This window comes from Vibrio sp. S457-15 (assembly GCF_000960545.1).
GTDB lineage: Bacteria > Pseudomonadota > Gammaproteobacteria > Enterobacterales > Vibrionaceae > Vibrio > Vibrio parahaemolyticus.
Genome location: NZ_JYOQ01000039.1, coordinates 1 through 388, shown reverse-complemented (window position 1 = coordinate 388; position 388 = coordinate 1). Strand labels below are relative to the sequence as shown.

The following is a 388-nucleotide window of genomic DNA, read 5'->3' as shown; positions in this document are numbered from 1 at the left end:
ACCAAGCTTCGAATGCGTAGCCAAGGCCAGAGGCGAAGTCGTTCGCTGTACCGCCACCGTAGAATGCGATGTCGATGATAGTTTGACGGTCAAGCGCCATAGAGAACGCGGGACGGAAGTCACCGTTTGTTAGTGCTTCGTTCTTAGCAGCGTCTGGGTTTTTGAAGTTCACTACGAACGCTTGAGTACCCGCTAGCGGGTACTCAAGCGTTCGTAGTGAACTTCAAAAACCCAGACGCTGCTAAGAACGAAGCACTAACAAACGGTGACTTCCGTCCCGCGTTCTCTATGGCGCTTGACCGTCAAACTATCATCGACATCGCATTCTACGGTGGCGGTACAGCGAACGACTTCGCCTCTGGCCTTGGCTACGCATTCGAAGCTTGGT

2 pseudogenes are annotated in these 388 nt (G+C 53.1%); one reads left to right on the top strand and one right to left on the bottom strand.

Annotated features, from left to right (window positions below):
• Positions 1–202, bottom strand: a pseudogene (locus tag UF05_RS24095) (ABC transporter substrate-binding protein); the annotation flags it as partial.
• On the opposite strand from UF05_RS24095, the pseudogene UF05_RS24100 reads away from it, so the two are divergent.
• A pseudogene (locus UF05_RS24100) lies at positions 187–388 on the top strand (ABC transporter substrate-binding protein); the annotation flags it as partial. The pseudogenes UF05_RS24095 and UF05_RS24100 overlap by 16 nt on opposite strands.